Consider the following 15,269-nt stretch of genomic DNA (forward strand, 5'->3'; position numbering starts at 1 on the left):
TCAGGATACTTAAGGTTCTGGATACTTAAGGGTCTGACCCTAGCCCTGCCAGCAGGCCCGCCAGTTCGTTGCACAGGAAACGAGCCTCGACGCACTCACCCAGGTGTCCCTCGGCGAAGCGCAGCAGGCCCAGCGCCGCATGGGGAAGCCGCCGATCGCGGCGCACGATGAACTGCCAGTGGCTTTCGATAGGCAGCCCCGTCACCGGCAGAATCGCGATGTCGGGGTGCTCCGGTGGCAGCACATGCTCGGAGAGGACGGCAAGCCCCATCTTTGATGCCACCCCGACACGAATCGCCTCGTTGCTGGCCATCTGCAGGGTCGGCCCCAGGCTCAACCCCTGCTCCTGCAGCCAGCTCTCGAAGAGCATTCGCGTGGCCGAACCGGGTTCGCGCAGCAGGAAACGCTCGCCCAGCAGCTCGCTCATCGCCACCCGTTCGCGGCCCGCCAGCGGGTGACCCTGGGGTGCCACCACCACCAGAGGATTGCGCAGAAAGCGGCCGGCCCGGGCATGGGCGAGCGAGGGCGGGTGGCTGAACACATAGAGGTCGTCGTCCTGCCGCTCGAAGCGGGTCAGCACCTGGCGGCGGTTGCCGATGTGCAGGGTGACGTCCACCTCCGGAAAGGCCTGGCTGTAGGGCCCGAGCAGGCGCGGCAGCACGTACTGGGCGGTATTGACCAGGGCGATGGAGCAGCGCCCCCGCTCCCCGCCACGCAACGAGGCCAGGTAACCCTCGACGTCATCGAAGCGCCCCAGCACCTCACGACTCGCTCGGTAGAGCTCGCCGCCTGCTTCGGTGGGCACCAGGCGTCCCTGGCGGCTCTCGAGCAGCGGCTCGCCTACCGTCTCGGCCAGGCGACGCAGCTGCTGGGAAACCGTGGGCTGGGTCAAGTGGAGCCGGCGCGCTGCCTCACTGACCGAGCCGGCGCGCACCACCGCCACATAGACCTGCAGCAGACGAAACGTCAGGTGACGGATGTTCATCGCGGAAGTGCCTCCACCAAGTTATAGATAATCTTCCATGTTGCAGTGCCAAAGAGTTTATTGGAATCAATGCCCATGGCTTCGCAGAATGCGTGGCGTTTTCCCTCCGCTACCCGAGACCTACCAATGCCCGATATCGTGGTGATGTTCTTCCTGCTCGGCCTGCTCGCCGGGCTGGTGAAGTCCGACCTGACCATTCCCAAGGCCGCCTACGACACCCTGAGCCTGCTGCTGATGCTGACCATCGGCCTCAAGGGTGGCATGGCCTTGTATGGCAATCTGGGCTGGTCGATCGTTCCCGAAATGGCCGCCGTGGCGGCACTCGGCGCACTGATCCCGCTGGTGCTGATGCCGGTACTGCGCCGCCTGGTGCGCCTCTCCGCCGCCGACAGTGCGAGCCTCGCCGCCCACTACGGCTCGGTGAGCGCCGGCACCTTCGCCGTGGCGCTGGCCTTCGCCGAGGGGCGCGACTTGCCGGTCGGCGCCGAGGTCACCCTCTATCTGGTGATGATGGAGCTGCCGGCGATCATGCTGGCCATCGCCCTCTATCGCCGCTATCAGGGCTCGCAGCCTGGCGAGGCGATCAGCGGCCTATGGCACGAGACATTGACCAACCGTGGCGTCATTCTGCTGGCCGGCGGCGTGGTGATCGGCACCCTCTATGGCCCCCAGGAGGGCTCCAAGGTCACCGAACTGCTGATCAACTCCTTCTATGCCGTGCTCGCTCTCTTCCTGCTCGAGATGGGCTTGACCGCCGCCGAGACCCTGCGCCCACTGCCCTGGCGCCACTGGCGGCTGCTCACCTTCGCCCTGGTGGCCCCGCCGCTGCTCTCTCTGGCCGGCCTAGCCGTCGGCCTGGCACTGGGCCTGCCCGCCGGCTCGCTGCTGATCCTCACCGCGCTCGCCGCCAGCGCCTCCTACATCGCCGCCCCGGCCGCCATGCGCACCGCCATCCCCGAGGCCAACATCGGGCTGGCGATGCTCGCCTCCCTGGGCCTGACCTTCCCGCTCAACGTGATCATCGGTATCCCGCTCTATCACCAGTTGATCACCTGGTTGACGAACTAAGCGCCCGAGACCGGCCACCGGGCGGTGGCCGGTCTCATTTCTTACTCCTGACCTCTCACGCCTGACGTCTCATTCACTTTCTTCTACATTCGTCTACATTCCTCGAAGTCGTGAGAACCTGCACTTTACGTTAACGTCAACCTCGCCTAATCTTGTGCCATCTGCCATCTTGATGGCACCACTTTGCCTATGGCGCCGACCGCCCGAGCGGTCGGCGCCTCACTGACAAGAACGGGAGCCCGCCATGCAAACGCCCTACAAGCCCCTCGATTTCGGCCTCGACGACGAACTGAACATGCTGCGCGATCAGGTCAACGCCTTCGCCCGCGACGAGATCGCCCCGCGCGCCGCCGAGATCGACGAGAAGAACGAATTCCCCAACGATCTCTGGCAGAAGTTCGGCGACATGGGCCTGCTCGGCATCACCGTGTCGGACGAGGACGGCGGTAGTGGCATGGGCTATCTGGCGCACTGCATCGCCATGGAAGAGATCTCACGGGCCAGCGCCTCCGTGGGTCTCTCCTACGGTGCCCACTCCAACCTCTGCGTCAACCAGCTCAAGATCAATGCCAGTGCCGAGCAGAAGGCCAAGTACCTGCCCAAGCTGATCAGTGGCGAGCATGTCGGTGCGCTGGCCATGTCCGAGCCGGGCGCCGGTTCCGACGTGGTCTCCATGAAGCTGCGCGCGCGCAAGGATGGCGACAAGTACATCCTCAACGGCAACAAGATGTGGATCACCAACGGCCCGGAAGCCAACGTGCTGGTGGTCTACGCCAAGACCGACCCGGAAGCCGGTTCCAAGGGCATCACCGCCTTCATCATCGAGAAGGACATGCCCGGCTTCTCCACCGCCCAGAAGCTCGACAAGCTGGGCATGCGCGGCTCCAACACCTGCGAACTGGTGTTCCAGGACTGCGCAGTGCCGGAAGAGAACATTCTCGGTGAGCTGGGCAAGGGCGTGCGCGTGCTGATGAGCGGCCTGGACTTTGAACGCACCGTGCTCGCCGCCGGCCCCATCGGCATCATGCAGGCGGCCCTGGATGTCGTGGTGCCCTACGTCCACGAACGCAAGCAGTTCGACCAGTCCATCGGCGAGTTCCAGCTCGTGCAGGGCAAGATTGCCGACATGTACACCACCCTGAACGCCTGCCGCGCCTATCTTTATGCCGTGGCGGCCGGTTGCGACCGCGGCCAGACTTCCCGCAAGGACGCCGCCGGTGTCATTCTCTACTGTGCGGAGAAGGCTACCCAGGTGGCGCTGGACGCCATCCAGCTGCTCGGCGGCAACGGCTATATCAACGAGTACCCCACCGGCCGCCTGCTGCGCGACGCCAAGCTCTACGAGATCGGCGCCGGCACCAGCGAAATCCGCCGTATGCTGATCGGCCGCGAGATCTTTAACGAATCAAAATAAGCTAGAAGCTGAAAGCTTGAAGCTGTAAGAGGCGACGACCCTCCCCACGGGGTTTCTTCCAGCTTCCGGCTTCAAGCTTCCGGCTCATCTCGGAGAGATGTATGGCAATCCTGAACACCCAGATCAATCCGCGTAGCGACGTCTTCCAGGCCAACGACGTCGCCATGCGCCGCGAGGTCGGCAAGCTTCGCGAGCTGACCGCGGCCATCGCCCAGGGCGGCGGCCAGAAGGCCCGCGAGCGCCATGAATCTCGCGACAAGCTGTTCGTTCGCGACCGCATCGACCACCTGATCGACGAGGGTTCGCCCTTCCTCGAGTTCTCGTCGCTGGCCGCCCATGAGGTCTACGATTCGGCGGTGCCCGCCGCCGGCGTCGTCACCGGCATCGGCCGTGTCTCCGGGGTGGAGTGCGTGATCGTCGCCAACGACGCCACGGTCAAGGGCGGCACCTACTTCCCGCTCACCGTGAAGAAGCACCTGCGCGCCCAGGAGATCGCCCGCAAGCATCGCCTGCCGTGCATCTACCTGGTCGATTCCGGCGGCGCCTTCCTGCCCCGCCAGGACGAGGTCTTCCCGGATCGCGATCACTTCGGCCGCATCTTCTACAACCAGGCCACGCTCTCCGCCGAGGGCATTCCGCAGATCGCCGTGGTCATGGGCTCCTGCACCGCGGGCGGCGCCTACGTGCCGGCCATGGCGGACGAGTCGATCATCGTCAAGGAACAGGGCACCATCTTCCTAGGCGGCCCGCCCCTGGTGAAGGCCGCCACCGGCGAGAGCATCAGCGCCGAGGACCTGGGTGGCGCCGACGTCCACGCCAAGAAGAGCGGCGTGGCCGATCACTACGCCGAGAACGATGCCCACGCCCTGCAGCTGGCCCGTGCCTGCGTCTCGCGCCTCAACTGGCAGAAGCGTGGCCAGCTCAAGATGCAGGAACCCAAGCCGCCGCGCCTCGACCCCAGCGAGATCTACGGCATCGTCGGCACCGATCTCAAGAAGCCCTACGACGTCCGCGAAGTGATTGCGCGCATCGTCGACGACTCCGACTTCGACGAGTTCAAGCGCTACTACGGCGACACCCTGGTCACCGGCTTCGCCCATATCCAGGGCTACCCGGTGGGCATCGTCGCCAACAACGGCGTGCTGTTCTCCGAATCCGCGGTCAAGGGCGCGCACTTCATCGAACTCTGCGCGCAGCGGAAGATCCCGCTGATCTTCCTGCAGAACATCACCGGTTTCATGGTGGGCTCCAGGTACGAGCACGAGGGCATCGCCAAGCACGGCGCCAAGCTGGTCACCGCGGTGGCCTGTGCCAAGGTGCCCAAGTTCACCGTGCTGATCGGCGGCAGCTTCGGCGCCGGCAACTACGGCATGTGCGGCCGCGCCTACGAGCCCAACCTGCTATTCATGTGGCCCAACGCCCGCATCTCGGTGATGGGCGGCGAGCAGGCCGCCGGCGTGCTCTCCCAGGTCAAGCGCGAGCAGATCGAGCGCGAGGGACGCGAGTGGACGCCGGAGGAAGAAGAGGCCTTCAAGGTGCCCACCCGCGAACAGTACGAGCACCAGGGCCACCCCTACTACGCCAGCGCACGGCTGTGGGACGATGGCGTCATCGACCCGCTGCAGACACGCGAGATCCTCGGCCTGTCGCTGGCCGCCGCCATGAATGCCGAAGTGGAAGAGACACGCTTCGGCGTGTTCCGGATGTGAGGTCGAGATGACGCAGACATATTCCCGACTGACGATCGACGACCGCGGCGTGGCCTGGCTGACCCTGGAGCGCCCGGACGTTCACAACGCCTTCGACGACAGCCTGATCGCCGAGCTCAATGCCCACCTCGAGCGCCTCCACGAGGCCGCCCGGCACGGTGAGGTGCGGGCGGTGGTGCTGGGCTCCGAGGGCAAGAGCTTCTCCGCCGGTGCCGACCTGAACTGGATGAAGCGCATGGTGGAGTACGATTTCGAGGGCAACCTCGCCGACTCGCGCAAGCTTGCCGCGCTGATGCACGGCCTGGACACCCTGCCCTGCCCCACCCTGTGCCGCGTGCAGGGCGCCGCCTTCGGCGGTGCCGTGGGCCTGGCCGCCTGTTGCGACATCGTCATCGCCTCCGAGAAGGCCAAGTTCTGCCTCTCCGAGGTGAAGATCGGCCTCTCGCCGGCGGTGATCAGCCCCTACGTGCAGCGTTCCCTGGGCGAGCGTCAGACGCGCCGCTACGCGCTGACCGCCGAGGTGATGGACGCCCCGACCGCCCTGGCGCTGGGCCTGGCCCACCGGGTTACCGGGCATGACGAGCTCGACGACGCCGTGACCGCCATGCTCGACACCCTGCTGGCCGGCTCGCCCCAGGCGCAGCGCGCCACCAAGGCGCTGCTCGCCGAGGTTGCCCGCACACCGGACAGCAAGACCACCCGCGAGCACACCTGCCGGGTGATCAGCGAGCTGCGCGTCAGCGCCGAGGGCCAGGAAGGGCTGGCCAGCTTCTTCGAGAAGCGCCGCCCTACCTGGACAAACGATAGCGACACGACCGCCACGGAGCGACGCTCATGAGCCCCAACACCTTCGACACCCTGCTGGTCGCCAACCGCGGCGAGATTGCCTGCCGCGTGATGCGTACCGCGCGTGCCATGGGCCTGCGCACCATCGCCGTCTACTCCGACGCCGATGCCAATGCCCGCCATGTGCGCGAGGCCGACGAGGCCATTCGCCTCGGCCCCGCCGCGGCCCGCGAGAGTTATCTCAAGGTCGAGGCCGTGGTCGAGGCCGCCAAGCGCAGCGGCGCCGGCGCCATCCACCCCGGCTATGGCTTCCTCTCCGAGAACGGCGCCTTCGTCGAGGCCCTGGACAAGGCCGGCATCGTCTTCGTCGGCCCGCCCGCCTCGGCCATCGCCGCCATGGGCGACAAGTCCGCCGCCAAGGCACGCATGGCCAACGCCGGCGTGCCACTGGTACCGGGTTACCACGGCGACGACCAGGACGACGCCCTGCTCAAGGCCGAGGCCGACAAGATGGGCTACCCGGTGCTGCTCAAGGCCAGCGCCGGCGGCGGCGGCAAGGGCATGCGCGTGGTGGAGTCCAGCGAGGGCTTCCAGGCCGCCCTGGACGGCTGCCGCCGCGAATCCCAGGCCGCCTTCGGCGACCAGCGCATGCTGATCGAGAAGTACCTGACCCAGCCTCGCCACGTCGAGGTGCAGGTGTTCTGCGACAGCCACGGCAACGGCGTCTACCTCTTCGAACGCGACTGCTCCGTGCAGCGCCGCCACCAGAAGGTGCTCGAGGAGGCCCCGGCTCCGGGCATGACCGCCGCACTGCGCCGCGAGATGGGCGATGCCGCGGTGCGTGCCGCCAAGGAGATCGGCTATGTGGGCGCCGGTACCGTGGAGTTCCTGCTCGACGTGGATGGCTCGTTCTTCTTCATGGAGATGAACACCCGCCTGCAGGTGGAGCACCCGGTCACCGAGATGATCACCGGCCAGGACCTGGTCGAGTGGCAGCTGCGCGTGGCCATGGGCGAGGCGCTTCCCCTCATGCAGGAGGAGCTGACCATCACCGGCCACAGCTTCGAGGCGCGGCTCTACGCCGAGGACCCGGAGCAGGACTTCCTGCCCGCCACCGGCACCCTGACCCGCTTCGCCATGGACCTGGAAGGAGCGGGTCTGGATCCCGCCAAGGTACGCCTGGACAGCGGCGTGGAGACCGGCGATGCCGTGTCGATGCACTACGACCCGATGCTCGCCAAGCTGATCGTTCACGGCGACGACCGCGCCCAGGCACTCTCGACCCTCAACCGTGCCCTGGCGGCGCTGGACGTGCAGGGCGTGGTAACCAACCGCGCCTTCCTGCAGCGGCTGGCGACGCATGAAGCCTTCCGAAAGGCGGATCTGGACACCCGCTTTATCGAGAAGAACGAGGAGACGCTTTTCGCGCCGCGCCGCTACAGCATCGAGGAGTATGCCGGGGCCGCCCTGGTGGGCCTGAACCAGCTCTCCCGCGAGTGCGAGAGCGACTCGCCCTGGGACCGCCACGACGGCTTCCGCGTCAACGCCCCGCGCACCATTCGCATCTCCCTCTGCGACCCGGCCCATGCCCAGGACGATGACGACTCCGAGGCCGTGGTGGTGGTCGAGGGCACCCGCGAGGACAACAGCGGTCCCTGGCACCTGACCATCGGCGGCGAGACGCTCACCGCGCGCCTCGACCCGCTCGCGGGTGACGCCGTGGCCATGACCCTGGACGGCCACCGCCGCCGCCTGCAGGCGCGTCGCGACGGCAACGTGGTGGTGATGGTCGACCCGCGCGGCGAGACCCGCCTGTTCTGGCGGCGCATCGACGCTATCGACCACGGCCACCACGAGGCGGAATCCACGCTCACCGCGCCGATGCACGGCACCGTGGTGGCTCTGCTGGTCGAGCCCGGCGTGCAGGTCGAGAAAGGCATGCCGCTGATGGTCATGGAAGCCATGAAGATGGAGCACACCATGTCCGCCCCCGCCGACGGCCATGTGGCAAGCTTCCACTTCCAGGCCGGCGACACCGTAGGCCAGGGCGACGTACTGCTCGAATTCGCCCCCGACGAATAATCGGGGGTTTGCAGCAGCGCTACCCCTCGTAGGAGCGCTGCTCGCAGCGCGAAGGGTTTGCCCTTCGTAGGAGCGCTGCTGGCAGCGCGAAGGAGTTTGCCCCTCGTAGGAGCGCTGCTCGCAGCGCGAATGGAGGCCGCAGGCCTCCCCTGGTGCCACCCCTATGCCAACAACGCGTAGGCCCGGTAAGCGTGAGCGCACCGGCCGGATCTCACTCGATGCGAGGTCACCTTATACCGCCTACGCGAAAGACGGAGAGATACCATGGCCTTCCCCAAACACGTCCGCCTGGTCGAGGTCGGCCCCCGCGACGGGCTGCAGAACGAGCCCGAGCCGATCAACACCACCACCAAGCTCGAGCTGATCGACCGCCTCGGCGCGGCCGGCCTTAGCTACATCGAGGCGGCCAGCTTCGTCTCGCCCAAGTGGGTGCCGCAGATGGCTGACCACCGCGAGGTAATGAAGAACCTCGTCCGCCGCGACGGCGTCACCTACGCCGCCCTCACCCCCAACCTCAAGGGGCTGGAAGGCGCGCTGGAGTGCGGCGTCGAGGAGGTCGCGGTGTTCGGCGCTGCCTCCGAGGCCTTCTCGCAGAAGAACATCAACTGCTCCGTCGCCGAGTCCCTCGCCCGCTTCGAGCCGGTGCTCGAGCGCGCCCAAGAGGCCGGCGTGCGGGTGCGCGGCTATGTCTCCTGCGTGCTGGGCTGCCCCTACGAGGGCGAGATTGCCCCCGCCAAGGTCGCTGAGGTGAGCAAGGCGCTCTTTGAGATGGGCTGCTACGAGGTCTCGCTGGGCGACACCATCGGCACCGGCACCCCGCTCAAGGCCAAGCGCATGATCGAGGCCGTGAGCCGCGACATCCCCATGGACAAGCTCGCCGCCCACTTCCACGACACCTACGGCCAGGCGCTCGCCAACCTCTACGCGGTGCTGGAGGAAGGGATCGCCGTGGTGGACAGCTCGGTCGCGGGCCTCGGCGGCTGCCCCTACGCCAAGGGCGCCTCCGGCAACGTAGCCAGCGAGGACGTGGTCTACCTGCTCAACGGCCTCGGCATCGAGACCGGCATCGACCTCAACGCCCTGGCCGACACCGGCACCTGGATCACCCAGACCATCGGCCGGCCCAACCGCTCCAAGGTGGGGGTGGCACTGGCTGCCAGGTAATCGCTACGCCAACACGCAAAAGCCCCGAGCCAGGTGACTGACTCGGGGCTTTGTTTTTTAGCAGTTTAACGCCAGTGGTAATGGGCGCAACGGAGCGCAGCGTAGTGCCGGTCGGCTTCACCTACTGGTTAAGTGACTCATGCCCCAGCTTACGAAGCAGCACATGGATCGTTTCGCCAGATGGTCGTTGCGAACGATCCAGCTCAGCCGCAATGCCGCGTCATCGCCCGTTCTCTGCTGATCGTTGTGATGACGAATCCCAAAGTTATTGGCGAGGTTAAAAAGATCCTTTTCATCTTGTTTTGTGAGGACAGTATTTAACCTGCGGCCTTAGGATAACTCCAACACATCGGCCAAATCCCGAACGGCCTGCACGTCCGATCATCAGTGGTCGAGCCACGCCTGCGATATCGGTCAATACAGCGGAACTCACCCTCGACTTTATATTGTCGTCATTGGAGGGAAAACATCGGCCTCGAAAAGTCGGCTTCAAAAGCCTTTTTCAGGCTCGTGCAACATTTCACCTTGTGGCGAAAGCTCAAACGACCCTTTATACAGAGCTAGTAACTCGTTCATGGTTTGGGCGAATTCGGTCTCCACCTTCAGATTTACTGAAGGTTTCCCCAGTGCATGCGGCAGCCGGCAAAGTCGTGGTAGGTGCCGTCTATTGGTTTCGGTAACGTTTTGATAGAGATACTCGATAAGATCGAAGACATCATCCTCGCCGTAATAGCTGGCAGATTACTTTCAATGGGCCGAGATTACCGTGCTTCCGCACCCTTAATAGGATATCCAACTCTACATCGGGAACCTTTCCCGGGACTGGACCCAATATCAACACAGGCCGCAGCCTGAGACACCAGTCAAAATAGCCTCCCTCTCGGGAAATTCTGGAATGCTCTGAAGAACAGATCCAGAAACTACTGGGAACTCAAAACCCTCAGTGTTTTTGTTCTTCCCGGTTCTGACCGAATAAAACGTGTGTGCCATCCTTGTACCTACTAACGCTTGGGTTTGCGGCACACCCGAGCACGAGCGAAGGTGCGTCCGGCAACGGCCACTGGTTATGTGCTGTCACATCAGGAATGCGACAACCATTCTACTGTGTAAGCTTGCTCCGATCGGCGAGGTGAATATCTTCTTATCATCATCACGAGACTCATGCCATTCCATAGCCACCGTCGCCTCTGCAATTGATTCTCTTGCATCTACTTGGGCACTGCGACGGCGCATAGGTTGAAGACGATCCACACCCAGGGTTGCCGTTAGACGTACGCCGACGAAATCATCATCACCGTGTTTAAATAGGGATTGACCACCTGATGCTCACGCATGAAGGTCACAGCATTTTCGGACAAAGCTCCAGCCGAACGCCGTGACCGAATATCGTGGTCTAGCGCCAAAGCAGGCTTTATCGGTTCCTCCGCAGCCCGAACCGAGAGATCGTGCTGATTCTGCCAGTTCGAAGAAGGCGAGTTCCTTTGCGTAAGCGACTTGCTGAGTCAGGCACGAATATCGTCAACACTGTGCTTTCTAAGCTCCGAGTTAACGGCTTCCTCATTCTGGGTCAGCGATTCTCACCGTAGCTGGGTCATTGCTGCTCCACTGCGGAATGTAGGCTCCAGCAAACTGCGGATCAAAACATTTCCGCCTTTCGGTACAACATTCTGCTTTTGTGGCTTCCCTCTTATCCACCGCCTTCTTAAGCCCGGCGAGCGACGATTGCGTGCCTTTACATTCAACGACACTCTATCCCCAAAAGAATCCTCGGCGATGTAACTAGGCGACTTCGAGGGTCCTCGGCGAGCTGAGTGTGATGGCGCCATAAACCAGGAGAGAGCACGTTCATAACCCAATTCGCACCGGAAAATCTTTGGAATCCAAGAGTTTTACGTAATACCCATGAAGTTAGACCTACGCCGAGCTCATCGCTAGCCACCGTTTTTTGATGCGGATCCACGTTGGACGAGTCTTCACAAAGCCATAGTGGTGTAGTCGTTGTAAAGCGCAGAAATAGCGGAGCCATGCCCAACAATCAGCCAAAGAAAGCCCTGAGTAGTAGGGGATCTAGTCCAGAGACCCATAAAAACCAAAGCTGCATCCAGGTCTACAGCGAAGGGCCCCAGCCAGCGACTGCTGTGAGTGGCTGAGGTGGGGTAGAAGGAAGAGTCCATGAGTTAGAGTCAACCTCGATCAGCACAGTTTTCTGATTTTGTGTCAATGATAAAGCTCAATCTTCATATTAATGGCACATAACGATGGTTATCACGGGCGCCAGTTGCAGTGAAGTGAGGAAGTTCGGCATCCGCGTGGCACTGCTGCTGGTCAGCTATCCATCCTTGGCAGTGAGCCTGCTCCCAGATCGATGAAGGATGCTGGAAACAGGGTTTAAAGGCAAGGGCGGTGCCCTTGCCAGGGCTTCTGCAACTGAAGGTCCTTTAAGGAAAGTTTATCTCACGGGCATCCTCCTTGACAGAGCCGCTTCAGCGTACTGTTGATGCCGCGCTTTCCTATCTTCAATGTCTGACGCTCGCTGCAGCTCTCCTGCGTCAAATGCGTCCAGAATTTCCTGCTCTTCTTTATCCAGCCTGCTCATTTTGGACCTCCCAAATAGGTTTTGGTCGCTTTCCGGCTCGGAATGATCGTTTTCAGAAAAACCTCATCCTCCGACTCCACGAAGGGGACCAAATAGGCATACCCCTCTATCTCAATCACATGGATTTGCTGGCCCGGATACCGTTCCTGATTCGGATGCTCGAACGTGTCCAGGATACCCCCTACCGAGATATGCAAAACTACATCCTCGAAAGAGATATTCCGTTCCTCTTGGAGAAGCCTGTTCTTCTCTGAGTTCCATGTGATCGGTTTCATAAGCCAGAGTGTAGCACATTGTGTGCTTTATGTACTCAGGAGCTAACGCGGAACACAGCGGCATCCCGTCAGGGACGTGCGGCGGCCGCAGGCCGCAAATTGATGCGCCTTGTTACGTTTTAATTAAACCTTCTCGCTCCAACACGCGTCTTATTTCTTCAAATGCTGCAGATATGCGCCCCGGAGGGAACCTGATTTGAGATAAACCGACGATGTTTGTAAATTCTCGGCATCCCTGCTCAAGAAGAAGATTATGGCCCTTCTTGGGCCTAACTTACCTTGAAACAAACCAACTTCATGCACTACGTTTTGCCTTGGCACGGAGCAGTAGCGTCTAGTGCTGATCTTCCGCAGTCATTATTAGAAAAGCAAAACTTGCCGAATCTAACATGCTGGAGATTCTCTCGACCCCAAGAGAGTCCTGCAACCGCCTCGCGGTTAAACTCATCCCAAGGCAAAGATAAACGATCGCTGAGAAAGTCTCTGACCAGCTCCCGCCAGATCGGCGATTTGGCTTGATGCTGATAAATACCTGCGATCCCGAGTTTTGCCGTAAAAACGAAGCGGCCCCTACGCGCTCAATTTCGGAAACGAATTGTTCCAATAGCATGACACGTTGGGCAAGCTCTTTACTTGGATCTACGTGATACCGATATAAGTCTGTTAGTACAGGGAATTTAATGACAGGGTGACCTTCTCCATACATTTTTTTCAGGTGTGATTGAACACCGCTACTCCACATCTTGAGCTGGCTGATTTTTACGTCGCCCTTCCCAAAGAATAGTCTTTGCTTTCTCAACGAATCTGAGAAGCAAGGCCAGCGCGGGTGTCCTTTCTTCAATTGGAGATTCCAGCGTTACTCCTTATTTGTAAACATAACGCCGCAAACAACGGCGCGAACGCAGCGAGCGTCCGGTGCCGCCAGGCGCGTATTGATTTGCCTTGTTAGCGTTTACCAAAAACTTCATCCATGATATCGAAAAAAGTGACTTCTTTGGGGTTTACCCACATCCTCAATCATCTTTTGTAAGTCGATCTGGATAGTCGGCTACTCACTGGAATTTTCTTGGTCCTCGCCTCTTCAAAGACTGGTTCTGCGCCTTTTACTTGATATTCAGGATCGATTGCCTCGATTTCAGAAATTAACAACTTCGTTACATTCTCCCCATCTGGAGTGAAGCGCTCCGGTTTCAGTTTTATAGATTCGTGAGTTTCGTTGAAATTAAGAACCAAATCCCACGGCGGCAAGGTTTGTAATTATTAGAGAAATTTCATAACATAGCCAAGAATTCTGATGACCGAATTTTCGTGCATTGCATAGACAAGTTGGTTTTCATCCTGGGACAACGTACAAGCTCCATCCCAATCCCGAAAAGTTTTCTGAATAGACTCACTGTACTCTCCTGTATGCTAACAGTGATCGGACTGCACGCTCTGATATTGGATTAACACGTCTGCGCGCTCATCAACGTTATCGAGCACGTTTCTTCGCACCTAACTTATTTATTTGGCGAAACACTGAAGCACAATTAGGTCACATATGCCGAATTCGCGCGCTTGCTCGTTTTTGCCGGCACCCATAGCAATGTATGCATATCCAAGTATCAAGAGGAAGGCCTTATGGCGTCGCACCGCAGGCCGCCAAAGCTGATGGACCGAGTCAGGGCTACCATGCGTGTAAAACGCTACAGCCGCGCACTGAGAAGACCTAATGCAACTGGAGTCGCTACTTCATTCGCTTCCACGGGGTGCGGCACTCCTGCCGGCATGGGCGGCGCGGAGGTACGCGCCTTCCTGGAGCATTTGGCGGTGGAACGCCAGGTGGCAGCGGCGGCGACGCAGAATCGAGGCGCTGAATGCCGAGCGTCCCGCTGTCGGCACGTTCTCGGTCAGCCCTTGGAGGATATCGGGGAATCCTCACGCGCCAGGCGGCCGCGACGATTTTCGGAAGTCTTGCCCGACGTTGGACGCGATACTCAGGATTCAGCCACGCTACCGCCCCTACCTGGGCATGTTCACGACCTGCAGCCATCCATGCGGTAGTCCTTGCGTGTCGCGCTGCGCCTTCCTGCCTCCCTGCCGGGCTATCCCACTAGCAGAGCTCGGAGGTGAGCCGGTAGTGGCGGATAGCAAAGTCACCTTTGGTCGTGGTGCGGCGTCCTGCGGGCGCCAGATCGGCGAGGCGGTACAGAACCGATGAAGGAAGGAGCCCTGCGTGAAATACCTCGGAGCCCACGTCAGTGCCGCCGGCGGCCCCGACCAGGCGGTGTTGCGCGCCGTGGAGATCGGCGCCGATGCCTTCGCCCTGTTCACCAAGAACCAGCGCCAGTGGCATGCCAAGCCGCTGACCGACGAGGCCATCGAGGCCTTCCGCACGGCCTGCGATAAACACGGCTTCGGCCCGGGGCAGATCCTTCCCCACGACAGCTACCTGATCAACCTCGGCCACCCGGAGCGCGCCGGGCTCGAGAAGTCCCGCGCGGCCTTCCTCGACGAGTTCCAGCGCTGCGAGCAGCTCGGCCTCACCCTGCTCAACTTCCACCCCGGCAGCCACCTGAAGAAGATCAGCGAGAGCGAGTGCCTCACCCGCATCGCCGACTCCATCAACCAGGTGCTCGCCGAGACCCGCGGCGTGACCGCGGTGATCGAGAACACCGCCGGCCAGGGCACCAACCTGGGCTGGCGCTTCGAGCACCTGGCCGAGATCATCGACCAGGTCGACGACAGATCGCGGGTCGGGGTCTGCATCGACACCTGCCACGCCTTCGCCGCCGGCTACGACCTGCGCACCCCGCAGGCCTGCACCGCCACGCTGGATGAATTCGACAAGGTGGTGGGCTTTAAATACCTGCGCGGCATGCACCTGAACGACGCCAAGAGCGCGTTCGCCAGCCGCGTCGACCGCCACCACAGCCTGGGCCAGGGCAACATCGGGCTGGACGCCTTCACCACCCTCATGCGCGACCCGCGCATCGACGAGATCCCCATGGTGCTGGAGAACCGATCGAGCCGGCGATCTGGGCCGAGGAGATCGCCTGGCTCCGCGCTCAGGTCGCCAACACCTGAGTAATGCCGCGAGCCGACGGCCGCCAGGCCGAGACCCGACACTCAGGCAGGCATATTGGCCTCATCCAACAACCATTCACGAAACTGTCTAGCGATGGGTCGATCCTGGCTTTCGCCCGCGCTA

Annotated in this window: 9 protein-coding genes and 1 pseudogene; 8 read left to right on the forward strand and 2 right to left on the reverse strand. The window is 61.7% G+C overall.

Features of this window, described 5'->3' with window-relative positions; all coding sequences use genetic code 11:
• Window positions 1-25: 25 nt before the first annotated feature.
• Complete coding sequence (locus tag U5L98_RS11275; protein ID WP_322558391.1) at window positions 26-985, reverse strand: LysR family transcriptional regulator; 960 nt, start codon at window positions 983-985, stop codon at window positions 26-28.
• Between the two features lie 126 nt (window positions 986-1,111).
• Between U5L98_RS11275 and U5L98_RS11280 the strand changes: the two genes are divergently transcribed.
• From U5L98_RS11280 to U5L98_RS11310, 7 genes are all read left to right on the forward strand, one after another.
• Window positions 1,112-2,053, forward strand: coding sequence for a sodium-dependent bicarbonate transport family permease (locus tag U5L98_RS11280; protein ID WP_322558392.1), 942 nt, complete (start codon window positions 1,112-1,114; stop codon window positions 2,051-2,053).
• Window positions 2,054-2,297: 244 nt separating this feature from the next.
• Entirely contained in the window at window positions 2,298-3,467 is a 1,170-nt protein-coding gene (locus U5L98_RS11285; protein ID WP_322558393.1) for an isovaleryl-CoA dehydrogenase, read from the forward strand.
• Window positions 3,468-3,568: 101 nt separating this feature from the next.
• Complete coding sequence (locus tag U5L98_RS11290; RefSeq protein WP_322558394.1) at window positions 3,569-5,176, forward strand: carboxyl transferase domain-containing protein; 1,608 nt, start codon at window positions 3,569-3,571, stop codon at window positions 5,174-5,176.
• A 7-nt stretch (window positions 5,177-5,183) separates the two neighbouring features.
• Complete coding sequence (locus U5L98_RS11295; protein WP_322558395.1) at window positions 5,184-6,014, forward strand: enoyl-CoA hydratase/isomerase family protein; 831 nt, start codon at window positions 5,184-5,186, stop codon at window positions 6,012-6,014.
• Window positions 6,011-8,044 (forward strand): acetyl/propionyl/methylcrotonyl-CoA carboxylase subunit alpha, encoded by a 2,034-nt coding sequence (locus tag U5L98_RS11300; RefSeq protein ID WP_322558396.1) that lies wholly within the window; start codon window positions 6,011-6,013, stop codon window positions 8,042-8,044. Before U5L98_RS11295 ends, U5L98_RS11300 begins: the two co-directional genes overlap by 4 nt.
• Window positions 8,045-8,308: 264 nt before the next feature.
• On the forward strand, window positions 8,309-9,208 hold the full coding sequence (locus U5L98_RS11305; protein ID WP_322558397.1) for a hydroxymethylglutaryl-CoA lyase: 900 nt from the start codon (window positions 8,309-8,311) through the stop codon (window positions 9,206-9,208).
• 2,469 nt (window positions 9,209-11,677) lie between these two features.
• Window positions 11,678-12,058: a hypothetical protein gene (locus U5L98_RS11310; protein WP_322558398.1), complete on the forward strand. Its 381-nt coding sequence runs from the start codon at window positions 11,678-11,680 to the stop codon at window positions 12,056-12,058.
• Between the two features lie 171 nt (window positions 12,059-12,229).
• Here U5L98_RS11310 and U5L98_RS19005 read toward each other — a convergent pair whose 3' ends face one another.
• Window positions 12,230-12,400 carry a TIR domain-containing protein gene (locus U5L98_RS19005; protein WP_416208239.1) on the reverse strand — a complete coding sequence of 57 codons (171 nt, stop codon included), beginning with the start codon at window positions 12,398-12,400 and terminating at the stop codon, window positions 12,230-12,232.
• Window positions 12,401-14,294: 1,894 nt separating this feature from the next.
• Here U5L98_RS19005 and nfo point away from each other — a divergent pair.
• A pseudogene (gene nfo, locus U5L98_RS11315) lies at window positions 14,295-15,145 on the forward strand (deoxyribonuclease IV).
• Window positions 15,146-15,269 lie beyond the last annotated feature (124 nt).

This window comes from Halomonas sp. (assembly GCF_034520545.1).
Lineage (GTDB): Bacteria > Pseudomonadota > Gammaproteobacteria > Pseudomonadales > Halomonadaceae > Halomonas.

What these genes read in the sequence shown, in the direction of transcription:
- U5L98_RS11275 (WP_322558391.1), bottom strand. Translation starts at nt 985, where the DNA reads ATGAACATCCGTCACCTGACGTTTCGTCTGCTGCAGGTCTATGTGGCG.
- U5L98_RS11280 (WP_322558392.1), top strand. Translation starts at nt 1,112, where the DNA reads ATGCCCGATATCGTGGTGATGTTCTTCCTGCTCGGCCTGCTCGCCGGG.
- U5L98_RS11285 (WP_322558393.1), top strand. Translation starts at nt 2,298, where the DNA reads ATGCAAACGCCCTACAAGCCCCTCGATTTCGGCCTCGACGACGAACTG.
- U5L98_RS11290 (WP_322558394.1), top strand. Translation starts at nt 3,569, where the DNA reads ATGGCAATCCTGAACACCCAGATCAATCCGCGTAGCGACGTCTTCCAG.
- U5L98_RS11295 (WP_322558395.1), top strand. Translation starts at nt 5,184, where the DNA reads ATGACGCAGACATATTCCCGACTGACGATCGACGACCGCGGCGTGGCC.
- U5L98_RS11300 (WP_322558396.1), top strand. Translation starts at nt 6,011, where the DNA reads ATGAGCCCCAACACCTTCGACACCCTGCTGGTCGCCAACCGCGGCGAG.
- U5L98_RS11305 (WP_322558397.1), top strand. Translation starts at nt 8,309, where the DNA reads ATGGCCTTCCCCAAACACGTCCGCCTGGTCGAGGTCGGCCCCCGCGAC.